The organism is Caballeronia jiangsuensis (assembly GCF_046030135.1).
Classification (GTDB): domain Bacteria; phylum Pseudomonadota; class Gammaproteobacteria; order Burkholderiales; family Burkholderiaceae; genus Caballeronia; species Caballeronia jiangsuensis.
Genome location: NZ_JAQQDB010000001.1, coordinates 53797 through 71075, shown reverse-complemented (window position 1 = coordinate 71075; position 17279 = coordinate 53797). Strand labels below are relative to the sequence as shown.

Annotated in this window: 14 protein-coding genes; 11 read left to right on the top strand and 3 right to left on the bottom strand. The window is 62.7% G+C overall.

Annotated features, from left to right (window positions below; genetic code table 11):
- Positions 1-20: 20 nt before the first annotated feature.
- The 5 genes from PQR08_RS00325 to PQR08_RS00305 all read left to right on the top strand — a co-directional run bounded on the left by PQR08_RS00325 (position 21) and on the right by PQR08_RS00305 (position 4895).
- Complete coding sequence (locus PQR08_RS00325) at positions 21-488, top strand: MaoC family dehydratase (RefSeq protein ID WP_187603130.1); 468 nt, start codon at positions 21-23, stop codon at positions 486-488.
- Positions 489-533: 45 nt separating this feature from the next.
- A complete protein-coding gene (locus PQR08_RS00320; protein ID WP_250486920.1) occupies positions 534-2237 on the top strand; it encodes an alpha/beta fold hydrolase in 1704 nt (567 codons plus the stop codon).
- 63 nt (positions 2238-2300) lie between these two features.
- A complete protein-coding gene (locus tag PQR08_RS00315) occupies positions 2301-2720 on the top strand; it encodes a phasin family protein (protein WP_250486921.1) in 420 nt (139 codons plus the stop codon).
- Between the two features lie 46 nt (positions 2721-2766).
- Positions 2767-3600: a poly(3-hydroxyalkanoate) depolymerase gene (gene phaZ / locus PQR08_RS00310; RefSeq protein ID WP_250486922.1), complete on the top strand. Its 834-nt coding sequence runs from the start codon at positions 2767-2769 to the stop codon at positions 3598-3600.
- 74 nt (positions 3601-3674) lie between these two features.
- Entirely contained in the window at positions 3675-4895 is a 1221-nt protein-coding gene (locus tag PQR08_RS00305; protein ID WP_250486923.1) for a DUF445 domain-containing protein, read from the top strand.
- Here PQR08_RS00305 and PQR08_RS00300 read toward each other — a convergent pair whose 3' ends face one another.
- Complete coding sequence (locus PQR08_RS00300; RefSeq protein WP_250486924.1) at positions 4896-7631, bottom strand: winged helix-turn-helix domain-containing protein; 2736 nt, start codon at positions 7629-7631, stop codon at positions 4896-4898.
- A 301-nt stretch (positions 7632-7932) separates the two neighbouring features.
- Here PQR08_RS00300 and PQR08_RS00295 point away from each other — a divergent pair, with 301 nt between their 5' ends.
- Positions 7933-9723 carry an acyl-CoA dehydrogenase gene (locus PQR08_RS00295; RefSeq protein ID WP_250486925.1) on the top strand — a complete coding sequence of 597 codons (1791 nt, stop codon included), beginning with the start codon at positions 7933-7935 and terminating at the stop codon, positions 9721-9723.
- Between the two features lie 277 nt (positions 9724-10000).
- Here PQR08_RS00295 and PQR08_RS00290 read toward each other — a convergent pair whose 3' ends face one another.
- Complete coding sequence (locus PQR08_RS00290; protein ID WP_238212912.1) at positions 10001-10321, bottom strand: DUF4148 domain-containing protein; 321 nt, start codon at positions 10319-10321, stop codon at positions 10001-10003.
- A gap of 431 nt (positions 10322-10752) precedes the next feature.
- Here PQR08_RS00290 and PQR08_RS00285 point away from each other — a divergent pair, with 431 nt between their 5' ends.
- Positions 10753-11937, top strand: a complete 1185-nt coding sequence (locus PQR08_RS00285; protein ID WP_238212913.1) for a porin — start codon at positions 10753-10755, stop codon at positions 11935-11937.
- Positions 11938-11972: 35 nt separating this feature from the next.
- Here PQR08_RS00285 and PQR08_RS00280 read toward each other — a convergent pair whose 3' ends face one another.
- Positions 11973-13016, bottom strand: a complete 1044-nt coding sequence (locus tag PQR08_RS00280; protein ID WP_250486926.1) for a LacI family DNA-binding transcriptional regulator — start codon at positions 13014-13016, stop codon at positions 11973-11975.
- 306 nt (positions 13017-13322) lie between these two features.
- Here PQR08_RS00280 and PQR08_RS00275 point away from each other — a divergent pair, with 306 nt between their 5' ends.
- The 4 genes from PQR08_RS00275 to iolG all read left to right on the top strand — a co-directional run bounded on the left by PQR08_RS00275 (position 13323) and on the right by iolG (position 17270).
- Positions 13323-14237 carry a LysR family transcriptional regulator gene (locus tag PQR08_RS00275; protein WP_187603144.1) on the top strand — a complete coding sequence of 305 codons (915 nt, stop codon included), beginning with the start codon at positions 13323-13325 and terminating at the stop codon, positions 14235-14237.
- A 132-nt stretch (positions 14238-14369) separates the two neighbouring features.
- On the top strand, positions 14370-15290 hold the full coding sequence (locus PQR08_RS00270) for an intradiol ring-cleavage dioxygenase (protein WP_408161016.1): 921 nt from the start codon (positions 14370-14372) through the stop codon (positions 15288-15290).
- Positions 15291-15356: 66 nt separating this feature from the next.
- Positions 15357-16235, top strand: coding sequence for a sugar phosphate isomerase/epimerase family protein (locus tag PQR08_RS00265; protein ID WP_250486928.1), 879 nt, complete (start codon positions 15357-15359; stop codon positions 16233-16235).
- Positions 16236-16277: 42 nt separating this feature from the next.
- The gene (gene iolG, locus PQR08_RS00260) at positions 16278-17270 is read left to right on the top strand and encodes an inositol 2-dehydrogenase (RefSeq protein ID WP_035500042.1); all 993 of its coding nucleotides are present in this window, start codon (positions 16278-16280) and stop codon (positions 17268-17270) included.
- Positions 17271-17279: the final 9 nt, after the last annotated feature.

Sequence of the window (17279 nt, the reverse complement as noted above, 5' to 3'; positions counted from 1 at the left end):
CGGTCACAAGGAGCCAGGCAATGTCGAGCATCAAGGAATACCGCGTGGCATCGATCGAGGATTTCGTGGGTCGGGAGCTGGGCGTGTCGGACTGGACGGTCGTGGATCAGGCGCGCATCGACGACTTCGCGCGCTGCACCGGCGACACGCAGTGGATCCACGTCGATGTGGAACGCGCGAAGCGTGAAAGTCCGTTCGGCGGAACCATCGCGCACGGCTATCTGACGCTGTCGCTGCTGGCGCCGCTCGCAATGGAGATCGGCGTCATTCCCGAGGACGCGTCCGCCGGTCTCAACTACGGGCTGGACAAGGTGCGCTTCATGACGCCGGTGAAGGCCGGCGCGCGCGTGCGCAACCGCGTGAGCTTGTTGTCAGTGGAGCGAAAGAGCGGAGGCCGGGTCATCGTCAAGACGAAGAACGAGCTGGAGATAGAAGGTGAGGACAAGCCGGCGCTCATCGCCGAGACGCTGGCGATGCTGATCGCGTAAGCAAACATAACGAAGAACCTGAGAGCAAGTCGGAGGAGCATCAAAATGGCGGTAAGCACTAAAAGACTGGCGCGCGGAGCGGCAGCGAACGACCTCGTGCATTCGGCGACGGAAGGCATGTCGGGCCCGAATCCGTTCGTCGGATTGCGTCCTTGCGACGTCGTCGCGACCGCGCGTCATATCGGCGCGCAGGCTTGGCGGCAACCCGCGCTGATCGTAGAACAGGAAGCCGCGCTGGTCCGCGATCTGATCGCCGCGCTGAGCGGCGACGCGCCGGGCGCGCCGCAGAGCGACAAGCGTTTCGCCGATGTCGCGTGGCGCGACAACGCGCTCTATCGCATGACGATGCAGGGCTATTTCGCGTGGCGCGATGCGCTCTCCGGCTTCGTCGACCGCTCCGCGCTCGACCCGAAGAGCAAGGAGCGCGCGCAGTTCGTGATGTCCCTCTTCACCGACGCGATGTCGCCGACCAACACCCTGCTCGGCAACCCGGCCGCGCTCAAGAAAGCCGTCGATTCGGGCGGCGCGAGCCTGATCGGCGGCCTGAAGAACGCCGTGACGGACATGGTGAAGAATCAGGGCATGCCCGCCCAGGTCGACCGGACCGCATTCGAGGTCGGCAAGAATCTCGGCACGTCGAAGGGCGCTGTCGTGTTTCGCAACGAAGTGCTGGAGCTGATCCAGTACGCGCCGGCGACCGCGAACGTGCATAGCCGGCCGCAACTGATCGTGCCGCCGCAGATCAACAAGTTCTACGTGTTCGATCTTTCATCTGGCAAGAGCATCGTCGAGCATCTGTTGAAGAGCGAGTTTCAGGTGTTCGTCGTGAGCTGGCGCAATCCGACCGCGGCGCAATCCGGCTGGGATCTCGACACCTACGTGACGGCGCTTCTCGAAGCGATCGCGGCCGTGCGCGACATCACCGGCAGCGACGATGTCAACCTGCACGGCGCATGCTCGGGCGCCATGACCATCTCGGCTTTGCTCGGGCTTCTGGCAAGCCGTGGCGATAAATCCGTTCACGCCGCGACGCTGATGGTGGCCGTGCTCGACAACACGGCGGACTCGCAGCTCGGGCTCTTCGCGACGCCCGAGGCCATCGCGGCGGCGAAGCATGCGAGCACATCGCGCGGCGTGCTCGCCGGCGAGGAGATGGGACGCGTGTTCGCATGGATGCGGCCCAACGATCTCGTCTGGAATTACTGGGTCAACAACTACCTGATGGGCAACACGCCGCCCGTGTTCGACATCCTCTACTGGAACAACGACACGACGCGTCTGCCGGCGAAGCTGCACGGCCAGTTGCTCGACATCTTCACGGACAATCTGTTCACGAAGCCCGGCGCGCTGAGCGTGCTGGGCACGCCGATCGACCTGAACGACGTGACCTGCGACAAATACATGGTGGCGGGCATCACGGACCACATCACGCCGTGGAAGGGCGTCTACGACACGGCGCGTCTCTTCGGCGGCGAGACGCGCTTCGTGCTGAGTTCGAGTGGTCACATCCAGAGCCTGATCAATCCTCCGGGCAATCCCAAGGCGAAGTTCTATCTCAACCCCGAGCTGTCCGCGAGCGCCGACGCCTGGCTCGACGCTGCCGAGCCGAAAGCGGATTCGTGGTGGAACGACTGGAGCGTGTGGCTCGCCGCGCGCTCCGGCAAACGCCGCGCGGCGCCCGCCGCGCTCGGCAACGAACGGCATCCGTCGCTCGCGGCCGCGCCGGGCACTTACGTCCTGCAGGACTGACTTCGATGCGCCGGCCGCGTCGCGGCTGGCATCGACTTATTTTCATCGAAAGGAAAACGGATCATGGAATCGACCAATCAAAGCAATTTCTTCGACGGATGCCTCAAGTTCATCAAGCCTTTGCGCGTGTCCGGCTTCAATGCCAACGCCATTCTGGATTCGCGCCGCAAGGACGTCGAAGCGCTCGCGACCGTCGGCACCACCGCGCTGACGGGCATCCAGTCGCTCGGCCAGAAGCAGATTGAAATCCTCTCCGGAACGATGACGCGGGTCCGCGCGCTGTCCGGCAAGCAACCCGGCCAGGAGGCCCGGCCGGCCGCCGCGAGCGAAGCGGTGCAGCAGGCGTTCTACACGACGCTTTCCGACGTGCGGGAACTCTTCGGCACGGCGTATCGCGCCCACTCCGACAGCTACGCGGTCATTTCGAAGCGCGTCGCGGAGAACGTCGAGGAGTTGAGGGCGCTGCTGCAACCGCGCAAGTAACGCGTCCCGCGCGGCGCATCAACGAGATCAGGTCTGGATGAGAGCAATGAATAACACTTCCGAGTCTGTCGGCATCATGGAAACCCAGACCGTCGATCTCGACGGTCAGCTCGTGCGCGTCGGCGTGCGGCATGGAAGCGACGCATCGCCGCCGCTTCTGATCTTCAACGGCATCGGCGCGAATCTGGAACTCGTCGAGCCGTTCGTCGAGGCGCTGGGGGATGTCGGCGTCATCATTTTCGATGTTCCCGGCGTCGGCGGTTCGCCCGTGCCAATCGCGCCTTATCGCTTCTCGACGCTCTGCGTGTTGACCGACAAGCTCCTGAAGCGGCTGGGACACGATGGGCCCGTCGACGTGCTCGGCGTATCGTGGGGCGGCGCGCTCGCGCAGCAGTTCGCGCGGCAATATCCCGAGCGCTGCCGCCGATTGATTCTCGCCTCGACATCGGCGGGCGTGCTCATGATACCGGCGCGGCTTTCCGTTCTGTCGAAGCTGATCGGCCCGCGCCGTTACACCGATCCGGCGTATCTTCAGCAGGTCGGGCCGGAAATCTATGGCGGCGCGTACCGGCGCGATCCGGAGCTTCTCAAGGAGCACAGCCGCCATATCCAGCCGCCGCGCGGCCGCGGATATCTCTATCAACTGATGGCCGCCTGGGGCTGGACCAGCCTGCACTGGCTGGGCACGTTGCCGCAGACGACGCTCGTCATGCACGGCAACGACGATCCGATCGTGCCTTTGTCCAACGCGAAGATTCTGGCTGCGCGCATCCGGCAATCGGTGCTGTATGTGATCGACGACGGTCATCTGTTTCTGATCACGCGCGCGAAGGACGTCGCGCCGGTCGTGCGCAGGTTCCTGCGTCAGGAGCCGGGTTGAGCTTGCCGTTTCGCGACGGGCGAGGGGCGGCCGCGAACGCGTCCGCCGCGACGGAAAGCGAGAAGGAACGCCGGATGACCCGCATGCGACGCGCGGCGACCGGTCTGCTCGGATGCATGGCCGTGCTGCTGTTCGCATGCGTCGTTCTCGAGGAGCGGTATCCGTGGCTCGCGTGGCTGCGATCGTTCGCCGAAGCGGGAACCGTCGGCGCAATCGCGGACTGGTATGCGGTGGTCGCGCTCTTCCGGCATCCGTTCGCGTTGCCGTTGCCGCATACGGCGATCATCGCGCGGAATCAGCCACGCATCGCGGAGAGTCTCGGCAGGTTCGTCGAAGAGAATTTCCTGGAGCCCGAACTGATCGTCGCGAAACTCGGCGGTCACAATGCCGCGAAGGCGCTGGCGCAATCGCTGTCGAATCGCGCGAACAGCGAGATCATCGCGGCGGCGCTCGTCGAATCGCTTCCCAGCGTGCTGGACACCATCGACGAGAATGAAGCCGCGCGCTTCATCGAATGGATGCTGCTGCCGCGTCTGCGCAGCTTCGACGCGTCGCGCGCGGCCGGCCGCGTACTGAGCATGCTCGCCGAGGGCGACCGGCATCGGCCGCTCGTGGAACACGGACTTCGCGCGCTCGAACGCTGGCTCGTGCGTCATGCGGGCGTGCTGAATGCGAAGTTCAGCGAGGCTTCGCGATACACGCCCGCGCGCTTCGACGCCTATGTCGTCGACCGTTTCGTCGCGGGCATCGTCGCGCTGGTGCAGGAAGTGGCCGCCACGCCGGATCACGCGCTGCGCCGCGAGATCGACCGCGCCTTCCTGACTTTCATCGAGCAGTTGCAGACATCGGATACGCATCGCCGCTTCGGCAAGTCGTTGCTGCGCGACTGCATTCGTCAGGTCAGGCGAGCGGGGCATGCGCGCATCGTGCTCAGGCGCATTCGCCGCCATGTCGCCGACGATGCCGCCCGCGAGCGCTCCGTCACACGCGCCATCGCGACTTCCATGCTGGTCTCGCTCGGCGACGGCGTGGCGCGCTCGCCCGCGCTTCAGCACACGCTCAACGCGTGGTGGCTGGAAGTGGCGCGCGCACTCGTCGTGCGCTACCGAAGCCGGTTGACGGAACTGATCACCGAGGTCGTCAAGGGTTGGGACGCAACCGAGGTCAGCCGGAAGATCGAGGCGGAAATCGGCCGCGATCTGCAGTTCGTGCGCGTCAACGGGACGCTGGTCGGCGGCATCGCGGGCGTGCTGCTTCACGCTGGCACGCTCGCCGTGGCGCATTACGCGATCTAGTCAGCCGTGGCGCACGAGCCCCAAAGCCTGCGCGCGCGCGACGGCGTGTGCGCGCTTGTCGACCGCCAGCTTCACGAAGATGTTCTTGACGTGCGATTTGATCGTCTCGGGCGTCACGCCCAGGTCGCGCGCAATCTCCTTGTTCGACAATCCCTGCGCGATCAGCTCGACGATGTTGCGCTCCCTCGCGCTCAGCGGTTCGCGTCCTGCGTCACGGCGCGATGCGCCGTCGGGCTGGTATTGCGCGCGCCAGCCATCGAGCAGACGGTCGATATAGCTCAGCACGTCGCGGGTCTGCGCCGAGTTGCGCGTGTCGTCGCGAAGCGCCTGCAGCAATGGTCCGATCTGCTCGCCCTGATCGAGCAGCGACTGATGGAGCCCCGCGGGCGCGGCCATCCTCACGACTTCGCCGATGACCTCAACCGCCTCGCCGCGCATGCCAGCGCTCATCCACGCAAGCGCCTGCATGGTGCGCAAGCGCAAGCCCAGGTAATGGTTGTGCCGGCGCCCGGCGCTTTGCCGCGCCTCCTCTAGTAGATCGACGGCTTCGAGGCTGCGGTTCTGGCTCATCGCGACGCAGGCTGCCGCGAGCGCGCGATAATTCTCGATCTCCGCCGACACGGGCGCGCCCGGCCCGGCGCCGTGCGCGGCGAGCGCATCGAGCTGGGCCACGCATGCCGACGCTTCCATCGTTCTGCCTTCCCGCAGATGCAGCCGCGTGCGTTCGACGAGCCCCGCGGCAAGAAGGCGTTGCCAGCCGCGCTTGTGCCCGAGCGTCTGCGCGCGGTCGAGCAGCGCGTAGGCATGCGCCGGGGTCGAACGGGCGATCGCGATCCGGATCAGCACGCGATAGGCGCTCAGCACGCTGTCCAGCATGGCCGCCAGATCGACGACGGGCATCAGGTCGAGGAGCAGCGCTTCGGCTTCGTCGAGGCGTCCCTGCTCGTAGCGCAACTGCGCGATCATCGGCGCGCACAACGCCGCGGAGACGGACTGCGGGCCGGCGTAGCGCCGGGCCATGTGCATCGCCTCCGTGAAGTACTGCTCGGCCAGCGGGAAGTGCAACTGCTGCATTTCCGTATGGCCGAGCAGGCACAGCCGATAGACCGGCGTAACCACATTGCGCTGATCGTCCTCGATGGCGCAGGGAATCCAGGGCGTCGCATACAGCGCCTCGAGATTGCCCGCTCTCCAGTGCGCGAAGCGTACGACATTGGAGACGACGTTGACCGTCCAGAGATCGCTCGACGGCCGTTCGAGACAGGTCTGCGCGAGCTCGAGCGCGCGTTGCGGGTCGTCCTGCAGGCCCGCCAGCACGGAGCGGATCGCCAGACATTCCCGGCGCAGTTGCTCCGCCTCGGCGGCGATGGCGACGCCGTCGGCATCGCGCTCCAGAGCGTCGATCATCGCGAGGGCATCGTCGAAACGCAGCGCGAGCGCCATGCCCCACGCGATCGCCAGCCTCACCTGCAACTGTGCCTGCATCAGATTCGCCGGGAACTCGCGCTGCCAGCCGAGCAGCGTGAGCAGATCGCCTTTCATCACCAGCGTCATCGCGCAACGGCTCATCAGCGCGAGCGCCTCGTCGGTCGCGCCCGCGGCGAGGGCGTGCCTGACGGCGTCGGTCCATTGCGTCTCGCGTGCGTACCATCGGCACGCGCGCAGGTGCAGGTCCGCCACCTGACGGCGATACAGCGTGTCGAGCCGCTGGCGCAGATAGTCGCGCATCAGATGGTGATAACGGAACGAGCGCCCTTCGAGGTCCATCGGTTCCAGCAGGAGCTGGCGCGCGGCGATCGTCTCCAGCATGCCCTGGCTGTCCGCGACGCCGGTGATCGCCTCGCACAGCGACGCGTTCAGCCCCTCGACGATCGACGTGCGCAGCATGAACTCGACCACCTCGGCGGGCAGGCGCTTCAGCATCTCCTGCAGATAGGCCGCGAACGGCCGGGACGCGCCGGACGGCATCGGCGATTCGGCGTCCGCGCGAGATTCCTCGCGCGCCAGCACCGCCGCGGAAATGCGCAGCGCGGCGGCCCAGCCTTCGGTGTTCGCGAAGAGCGAGCGGAGCGTGGACGCGTTCAGCTTGCCCGGACATTCGCGCTCGACGAAGGAACGCGTTTCGTCGAAGTTGAAGCGCAACGCCGATGCATCGATTTCCAGCAGCTCGTTGCGCGCCCGCAGGCGCGCGAGCGGCAGCGTTGCGTCGTCGCGGGTGCAGACCACGACGTGGACATGCGACGGCGCATGCTCGATGAAAAACGCGACGACCTCGCGCACGACCGGCAGGCCGATCAGATGATAGTCGTCGAGAAAGAGATAAAGCTCGTCCTCGACTTCGATCAGCTCGTTGATCAGCGTCGCGACGATTGATTGCGCGGGCACGAGCGACGCATCGGCGGTCAGCGCGATCGCGGACGCACCGATGTTGCCGCACGCCTGCCGCAACGCCTGCGCGAGATGGTGAAGGAAGCGGGCGGGTTCGTCGTCGTCCGCGTCGATGGAAATCCACGCGACGAGCGCGCCGCGCTCGCGCAGCCAGCCGAGCCACGTGAGCGCAAGCGAAGTCTTGCCGAAGCCCGCGGGCGCCTTGATGACTGTGAGACGCCTGTTTTCGGCCTGCGCCGCCAGATCGACGAGCCGCGGCCTATCGATCAGCCCGGCGGGGAGACGTGGCGGAAGGAGCTTCGTGGCGAGCAGAAGGGTGGGCCTGATCGGCTCGATGACTTCGGTCATATGCGTCGGCGGCTGCGGTCCTCGGGTGACACCCGGCTGCCATCTCCCGCCTATGCGAATCGCGCTCCCCTGTACGGGGGATATCGCGCGGCACCACGCTGGGAGACCATGGATTCCCATAGGGGAGATCGGCGTGCAGCCTGGCAACGGCGCAGTGCGAGGCACTGCTCACCCGATGATACGCGAGTCTCGATCGCGTGCATCGCATTGCAACGCACAAATCGATCTCACCGGACGATACGACGCGATCCGTGTCCGCCGTATGTACTGAACTTAAAACCAAACAGACTAGAGACAAACAATGAGCACTTACATTGCACCCGTGCGCGACATGCGCTTCGTGATGACCGAACTTGCGGACCTCGACGCGCTATCGTCGCTGCCCGGTTTCGAAGAAGCCACACCAGAACTGGCCGACGCGGTACTCGAAGAAGCCGCGAGATTCGCCACCGAAGTGCTCGCGCCGCTCAACAAGACGGGCGATGCACAGGGCGCGCGTCTCACCGACGGTGGCGTGATCGCCGCCGACGGTTTCGCGCAGGCTTACCGGCAATTCGCGGAAGGTGGATGGACCGGCCTCGGCGGCGATCCCGAATTCGGCGGACAGGGATTGCCGGAACTGTTGCACGCGGCGGCGGTGGAGATGTGGAATTCGTCGAACATGGCCTTCGCGCTGTGTCCGCTCTTGAACGCGGGCGCCACCGAGGCATTGCGGCACCACGGTTCGGACGATCTCAAGCAACGCTATCTGCCGAAGCTCGTCTGCGGCGCGTGGACCGGCACGATGAATCTCACCGAGCCGCAGGCCGGTTCCGACCTCGCCGCCGTGCGCACGAAGGCCGTGCCCGAGGGCGATCACTATCGGCTGCACGGTCAGAAGATTTTCATCACGTGGGGCGATCACGACATGACCGACAACGTGATCCATCTCGTACTCGCGCGCACGCCGGATGCGCCCGAAGGCGTGCGCGGCATCTCGCTCTTTCTCGTGCCCAAGTTCCTGCCGAACGCCGATGGATCGCCGGGGCAACGCAACGACGTGCATTGCGTGTCGCTCGAACACAAGCTCGGCATCCACGCGAGCCCGACCTGCGTGATGAGCTTCGGCGACAAGGAAGGCGCGATCGGCTATCTCGTCGGACAGGAAAACAAGGGCCTCGCTCATATGTTCACGATGATGAACGAAGCGCGCCAGAAAGTCGGCATTCAGGGCCTCGCGATCGCGGAGCGCGCGTATCAGCAGGCCCGCGACTATGCGAAGGAGCGCGTGCAGGGACGTCTTGCGGCGAGCCGTACGGGCGGAGCGGTCGCGATCATTCAGCATCCGGACGTGCGCCGCATGTTGCTGACGATGAAATCGCAGATCGAAGCGATGCGTGCGTTCGCCTACGTGATGGCCGCCGACATGGATCGCGCGCATCGGCATCCTGACGCCGCACAACGCGCGCTGCGTCAGGCGCGGGTCGATCTGCTGATTCCGGTCGTGAAGGGATGGTGCACCGAACTGGGTGTCGACATCGCGTCGCTCGGCGTACAGGTGCATGGCGGGATGGGCTTCATCGAGGAAACCGGCGCGTGCCAGTATCTGCGGGATGCGCGTATCGCTCCGATCTACGAGGGCACGACGGGCATTCAGGCGGCGGATCTGGTGGGACGCAAGCTCGCATCGGACGGCGCCGCCGCCATGTCCGCGCTGCTCGCCGAGATGCGAAGCGTCGCGCACGAACTGGAGCGCAACGCCGACGCGCGGCTCGCGCCGATGGCGCCCGCCTTCGCCGCGAGCGTGCAAGCGCTCGAAGACGTCACGAAGTGGATGTGCAGCGCAGCGAGCACGCACGTCGATGAAGCGCTCGCGAGTTCCGTCGACTTTCTGATGATGACGGGCTATGTCTGCGGCGGATGGCAGATGGCGCGCGCCGCGCTGATTGCATCGGCGAACGAGGAAGCGGGAGAGGATCAGGAGTTTCACCGGACCAAGGTCGCTACCGCGCGTTTCTATATGGAGAAGATTCTGCCGAAGACGCACGCGCTTCGCGAGATGATTCTGCGTGGAGCGGCTGGAGCGATGGACATCGGGATTGAGCAGTTCTGAAAGCAGGCGCCACTTGCTGTGGCGCCGCTTTTATTTAGTTAGACATACATATCGATTTAACTTCGCCAAGCCGCAAAGCCGAAGGCCGTGGCAGATCTCGCGGGCCACGCAATCGAACTGCCGAAGGCGGAACGGCCGATGGCGCTTCAAAGCGACGCGGAACAATTGCAGGGAAACGAGAAAGCGAAATCGCGACGCGCTCGTGCGACCGGCAAGTCGCGTTGAGCGGCCGCTTTGCCGATCTTCTCTCAATGTGCGTCAGCGTGTAGACCCGGCATCACGGCGCTACTGCCGGTGCGTTCGTTGGCTTCTGTCCAGCCGCCTTCTGCTGGGCATTCTGGAGATTCTGCGGATAGTTGGTCTGGCTTCCTCCTGGGTTGTACCCATTCTTTTCCAGCGTGCTCAGCTCGGCGTTTTTCTTTGCGCGCCGCGCTTTGCTTTCCGCTTTCTTTTGCGCCTTGAGTTCCTGCTTCGACATCGTAGCGCCGGATGCGTCCGCGTCGCTGGCGGCGGCGTGAGCCTGAAGTGCCGGGATCAGGACGAGGCTCAGAGCCATACCTGCCGAGCCAGCAAAAACGGACAGTTTCTTGAGGTTCATACGTATCTCCGCATAGGGTAGGTTGGCGACGGAAGACTGCTTCAACGCTAATTGACTGGTTCCTGATCGGAACGCCCGAACCGTAAACGATGAGGCGTCGCAAGGGATACGGGGGTTAACCGCGAGGATAAACACAGCATAGCGCTGAAGTGCTTTTGCGCGCGAGCTTCAAACGACACTTTCCCTGATTCCGCGAAAGAGATTCCCCCTTCTGCTCTTTGTTCGAGTGAATAGGGAAGATAGACTCGCCAAAAATACACAAGAGCAGTGCGGGAGAAGGCGACATGCGGAAGTATCGTCCCCCACGCTCGATGATCGATAGACGGGCGCGAAAGAAGCGAGCGTCAGCAGTTCACGCGTAAATGGCGGCACAAGTTAGCCCGCGATAACAAAGTATGTATGTAGCATAACTAAATGAATGGAGACGGATAATGAAGAAGCTCTTGTTCGGCGTGTTCGCGTTGTCAGCTACGGCGACAGCCACGGCTCAGAGCAACGTCACGCTATACGGCATCGTGGATAACGGTATCGTCTACGAGACAAATCAGCCGAAGGGTCATGTATTCGGAGCGCAGAGCGGAGGCTGGGCGCAATCCAGATTTGGCCTCAAGGGTGCAGAGGATCTCGGAGGCGGCACGCATGCAATCTTCCAGCTCGAGTCACGGCTGAACACGATGAACGGCAGCCTCGCGAACGGGAGCTTCTTCGAAGGACAGGCGACCGTGGGCCTGCAGAACGACACGTGGGGGCAAATCAAGTTCGGAAACATGGGCTCGGCGGAGATTAGCCAGTATTCGGGCGATGTCGATCCGCAGCAGACGAAGAAGTACGCGATCGGAACACTGGTTCGCGGACGCATCTTCTCGCAGGCAGCCAATGGCGTCGAGTATCTATCACCGACAATCGCGGGCTTTACGTTGCAAGGCCAGTATGACCTGACCAACGCACCGACGTGGAATGCCGGCAACCCGGGCAGCGCGCCTGGTCAACTGGGCACGTCCACCGGGCTTGGAAGCGCTCAGGGACGTTCCGATGGCATCAAACTGTCGTACGCGAATCGCGGTCTCTTCTGGCAAGCGACCTACGACGAAGTCCGCGACCCGAATGGCCAGTTCAGCAACGTGTATCTGACGTCGCGCTCGATTCTCACTGGCTTGACCTATGCATTCGGTCCTGTGACCGCGTATCTCGGTTATCAGCACCTGAGTGCTCCCGATGCATCCAACGCGGGGTATTTCGGTGCGGCGGCGCCGTCGGCATTGCCATCGGGTACCGGCCTGCCAACAACCGTCAATCACGAATGGATCGGCGCGATCTGGCAGACAACGCCTGCGCTCGCTATCACCGGCGCGGTGTATCACGCCAACGCGAACAAAGGGAACGGGAACGCAACGCTGTACACGCTGGGCGCAAATTACTCGCTCTCGAAACGAACGCTCCTCTACACTGAACTCGCCTACGTGCGCAACAGCTCGACGTCCAACCTGGGCCTCGACGGCAGTCTGTACGGTGCGAATACGAATGACGATCCGGTCAACGGAAACCCGTCGAGCACTAACCCCAACTATGGGAAGAGCCAGTTTGGCGTGATTGCGGGTCTGGCGACGAGGTTCTGATGGCACGCTCACGAAGCGAGCCGCGAGCGGTCGAGTCAGTCGCGAAAGCGGCTGGCAATGTAATCCGGGACATTTTCCGGAGTGACGACAACGACCGAAGAAGAAGTCGCGACGGATGATGCTGGAAGAAGCTTGTGATAGTGCATGATGTGATGGCAGGCAGAGCGCATGTCCTGTCGCAGGTCGTGATGCAGAATGGCCTGTATCCGTCCATCGCGCAGCAACTGCACATTGTCTCTGTCGAGGTCGTGTCCGATGAAGAAGACCGGCGCTTGCTGCTGCGCCTCCAGCGCGCGAAGAATGGCGATATTGCCGCCGCCCATCGAATAGACGGCTGTGACATGGGTATCGTCGCCGAGCGCGCTGCGGACTCGGTCCTCGGTCGGCATATCGAGGCCATGTCCACCGCTCGCATCGACCAGCTTCAGACGCGGATGATGCTTGCGCAATGCGCGGCGAAAGCTAATCTCGCGCTCCTCTTCGCCCCGGAAATGCTCGTCACTCATCGTTATCAACACATTGGCGGGCTGCGTTCCCAGCAACAGGCCAAGAAGATACGCGGCCGTGGCACCGGCAGCGCGATTATCGAGCCCCGCATAGGCGATGCGCCCCGACAGCGGTATGTCGGTGACGATCGTGACGACCGGAATGCCGTGGCGCTGAAGCTCCGCCACCGCCTCTGCAATCTCGGGAACGTCCCGGGCCTTCAGGAAAACACCGTGACTTCCGCGTCGAATAATCGACCGAAGCGCCTCCACGACTTCCGAAGTCGTCATCGTCTCCTGCAACATAAAGCGCGGTCGAACGACCGCGGGGTGCATCAGAGCGAGTTCACCTTCGAGGGCATGCTTGATCTCATCGCTGAACCGCAAAGGCGCCTCGACGACAACATCGACGATGAGTTTTCGTCCCGTAGTCGCGAGATTCAACTCCTGCTTCTCCAGCTCCTTGATGGCTTGCTCGACCCGCCGGCGAGTGTGCTCGCGGACGTTGGCACGCCCGTTCAATACGCGGTCTACGGTCGCCACACCGAGCCCTGCCTGTAGGGCGATTTCCTTGATCAAAAACCGGTGAGCCACTGCGACCCTCCGCTACAGATAGATTCTTGATGTGTTTATGAGACTTCAGAAAAGCTATGCCGGGCTATCCTACATCGAAAAAAAGAGGCATTGCGCTGTCTAGGGTCACGGGTATTCCCGTATGAGAGCGCGATAACCTTGAACGCGAACTGATAGATTATTGATGCGTTTTTGTAGCATCAAGATAGATCTGCCGCACTATGATGATGCATGCGCGATACCCAAATAATGATTCGACGAGATCGCGCGTGATTCCTCATTTCATCGGAATGCGGGCGGAAACAAAAGGCGTGATGGTGCAAGGGCATGGACCAGTTCAAGGAACTTCAGTTATTCGTGGAAGTAGCCGAGTCGGGCAGCATCAGTCGCGCTGCGGAATCAGTCGACCTGTCCATTTCCGCGGCGAGCCGGTATCTGATCTCGCTGGAGGCGAGACTCGGAGTCCAACTGGTTCGCCGGACGACGCGTAACCTCTATCTGACCGAGGCGGGCGCCGAATTTCATCGGCGCTGCAAATCCATACTGTCCGACCTCGGCGAAGCCGAAGCCGTCATCAAGGAAGCCGTCGTACGTCCGAGCGGCGTGCTTCGAGTCACCGCTTCATTGTCCTTCTGCATGCTGCACATCGCGCCGATGCTTCCCGAGTTCACCGCGCGTTATCCGGACATCGCTGTCGATGTGGTCGCGGCCAACCGCTACTACGACATTATCGAGAACGGCATCGACGTCGCGATTCGAACCAAAGTGCTCGAACCGGATAGCAACATCACGATCAGACGGCTCGCATCGACACGCCGGATTCTCGCCGCTTCTCCGGGCTACATCGAGGCGAACGGGCGCCCCCGGTTCCCGACGGAACTCGTGAAGCACAGGTTGCTGAACTATCAACTCGCCGACAATGCACGCGAGCTCTCATTCACCCGCGGCGGCGAGAACGTGGTGGTCAAAGTGAAGCCATTGGTCGAGTCGAATGACGGTCAGATACTCCGCGTCGCCGCGCTCGACAACATGGGCATCCTTGTGCAGCCGAAATACATCGTCTACGACGACCTCAAGGCCGGCCGTCTGATCCCGGTGCTGGACGATTGGGATCTTCCGCGGCTCACCATGAACATCGCGTTTCAGACCCGCGCGCATCTGCCCGTGAAAGTGCGACTGTTCATCGATGCGCTTCTGGAGCGCTTCCAGCAGAACGACTACGAACGTCACTGGACGGCGTGAGCCCGGTTCGCGCTGCCCTTGAGGCGTATTCCCACTCAGCGCGAAAGACTTTCCCTTTCTAGCTCTGTTTTGCCAGCCAGGGCGAATATAGACTGGTCTCAAAGCTACACAAGAGATCGATGGAGACAAGTAATGCAAAGCGCATTCCCCGCAGTTCATTCCGCCTCGCCGTATTTCGATGAAGCACGCTCGGCAGACGTGGTCAACGCTCGCATGAGCGACGACGCCGACCCTCGTCTGACGCAAGTGATGTCGGTACTGGTCAGGCATCTTCATGCCGCCATCAAGGAAATCGAACCGACTCACGAAGAGTGGTTTGCTGCCATCCGCTTCCTGACCGAGACCGGTCAAATGTGCACCGACTGGCGGCAAGAGTACATCCTGCTCTCGGACATCCTCGGCGTTTCGATGCTGGTCGACGCGATCAATCACCGTCGTCCGAGCGGCGCCACGCCGAACACGATTCTCGGACCCTTCTATGTTGCCGATGCACCCGAATATTCGAACGGCACGAACATTTGCCTGGACGAAAAGGGTGAGCCCATGGTCGTTGAAGGCCGCGTGACAGACATCGAGGGCAATCCGATTCCGAACGCGAAGCTCGAAGTGTGGCAGACCAACGATGACGGCTTCTACGATGTACAGCAAAAGGGCGTTCAGCCTGACTCGAATATGCGCGGCGTTTTCACGTCGGATGCCGATGGCCGCTACTGGTTCAAGTCCGTCAAGCCGCGCCACTATCCGATTCCCTCGGATGGTCCGGTCGGAAAGCTTCTCGGCGCGATGGGGCGGCACCCCAACCGGGCCGCGCATTTGCACTTCATCGTGACTGCGCCCGGATTCGACCCGGTCATCACTCACATCTTTACGCCGGACTGCCCGTACTTGCCCGAGGATGCGGTCTTCGGCGTCAAGCGTGAGCTTATCGCTGAATTCAACAAGATCGACGACACGGATGCGGCGAAGCGCGTCGGGTTCTCGTCGCCCTTCTGGTCAGTGTCGTGGGACTTCACGCTCGCGACATCCGGCAACCTGCATCGGCGAAGCACGTAATCGTTTGGCACGTCAGCACGTGCTGCATGAACACAGATGATATCGAGAGACACAGGAGTACTACACATGAATGCGAAGAAAGAACTGCTGGCCGCGTACTGGACCCTCGCCGGCGACGTCTATCCGTGTGCTGCAAATGAAATCAGTCCGTTCCCGCTGCGCGACCGCTGCGAAGCGGCGATGCGGGCGGGATGGAGCGGCGTCGGCCTCATCCTCGATGACCTCGAATACAGCATCGAGAAGTACGGCCTGTCGGGTGTCAAGAACATTCTGGAAGACACGGGCATGAAGTACTTCGAGCTCGAAATTCTGATGGACTGGTACTTCGACGGTGAGGCGCGTGCGAAGTCGGACCACTCTCGCCGCCGCTTCATCGAATTAGGCGGTGAACTCGGCATGCGCAATCTGAAGATCGGTGCGAGCCCGTTCGACAAGAATCCGCCCGACTTCCCCCGCATGGCGGACGAGTTCGCAAAGCTTTGCCAGGACGTGGCGACGGTCGGCGCGACGGTCGCAATCGAGTTCATGCCTTTCTCCCCAATCCGAAACGTCGCAGAGGCGCTGAAGGTTGCGGAAGGGGCCGCACAGCCCAACGGTGGACTGATGGTCGACCACTGGCACGTGGCCCGCGCCAATACGCCGTATAGCGAGGTCGCGCAAATCCCGGCGCGCTTCATCAAAGGCGTTGAGATGGACGACGTTGCCGCACACGTGAAGGGAACGCTCTTCGACGACTCGACCTTCAACCGCCAGCTCTGCGGCGAAGGTGCCGGCGACTGCGTTGCCTTCGTCGATGCGCTGGAGCAAGCAGGCTGCACTTTGCCTTACTACGGCGTCGAGCTCATCTCCGAAGTTCACCGGAAATTCCCGCTCGACGAGATGGCAAAGCGCGCCTACGACACCACCGTCGCACAGTTCTCTGCGAAGCCCGCCACTACCGCCTAAGCGCTTCCCACCCTAAACGACAAAGTACTTTTGGAGACTCACATGATTCGAATCGCCGTACTCGGTGCAGGCCGCATTGGTCGCATTCACGCTGGCAACGTCGCCGCTAGCCCCAACGCGAAACTCGTCGTGGTCGCGGACCCGATCGAAAGCGCGGCACAGTCGCTGGCGACCAAGCTCGGTTGCGAAGCGTCGACGGACCCGGCAGGCGTGCTGGAGCGCAATGACATCGACGCGGTGGTCATCGGCACGCCCACGGACACGCACATCACGTTCATGCTCGAAGCCGTGAAGCGCGGCAAGGCGGTGCTTTGCGAAAAGCCCATCGATCTCGACATGGCAAAGTCGCTCGCCGCCGCGAACGAAGTCGAACGCCAGGGCGGCCGCGTCATGCTCGCTTTCAATCGCCGTTTCGATCCGACGTCCCAGGCGTTCCGCAAGGCGATCGATGCGGGTGATGTTGGCGAAGTGCGTCAGGTCATCATCTCGAGCCGCGACCCCGGCATGCCGCCGCGCGATTACGTCGAGCACTCGGGCGGCATCTTCCGCGACATGGTCATCCACGACCTGGACATGGCTCGCTGGCTGCTGGGCGAAGAACCGGTCGAAGTGATGGCCATGGCCAGCCGCCTCATCGACGAGTCGCTGGAAAAGCTGACCGACTTCGATACGGTGATGGTTCAGTTGCGCACCGCTTCGGGCAAGCAATGCCACATCAACTGCTGTCGTGAGGCTGTCTATGGATACGACCAGCGCATGGAAGTGTCCGGTTCCAAAGGCATGCTTCTGCAAGAGAATCTCAGGCCGTCGACGGTTCGGCGCTGGTCGAAGGACGTCACCGATGCGCGCGAGCCACTCCTCAACTTCTTCCTCGAACGCTACGTTGAAGCGTACAAGGCCGAACTCGAAGCCTTCGTCGATGCGCTGAACACGAAGTCCCCGTTGCCGACGTCGGTTCAGGACGGGCTGAAGGCGCTGCGCCTGGCGGATGCCGCACTCGAGTCCGCGCTGACGGGCAAAGCCGTCAAGGTGTAACCGAGAATC